Source organism: Bacillus sp. SIMBA_005 (assembly GCF_046535585.1).
In the GTDB taxonomy this organism is placed as follows: Bacteria; Bacillota; Bacilli; order Bacillales; family Bacillaceae; genus Bacillus; species Bacillus pumilus.
Map to the genome: position 1 here is coordinate 1 of NZ_JAWRWI010000124.1, position 344 is coordinate 344.

The window sequence follows — 344 nt, forward strand, 5'->3', positions numbered from 1 at the left end:
GTGTTCTTTTCAATAGGAATGTACGGAGTCGTTTATGGTTTGAAAAATGTAGGGCTTACGGGGTTGTTAGCCGATTTGTTAGAGCATGCCGTTCAGCAAGGCTTATTTGTAGCGACGCTAACGATGGGATTTGTAGCAGCCATTTTATCAGCAGTTATGAATAATTTGCCGACGGTGATGATAGATGCTTTAGCTATTGCTGAAACAAGTGCGACAGGAACTATTAAAGCAGGACTTATTTATGCGAATGTTATAGGCACGAATCTAGGGCCGAAAATAACGCCGATTGGTTCCTTAGCTACATTGTTATGGCTGCATATATTGGCACAAAAAGGTATTAAAAT

The 344-nt window shown here is 40.4% G+C and carries 1 protein-coding gene; it reads left to right on the forward strand.

What is annotated here, in order from left to right:
- Nucleotides 1-344 (forward strand): ArsB/NhaD family transporter (locus SB660_RS19410; protein ID WP_410583871.1); only part of this gene is annotated, 344 nt, incomplete at both ends.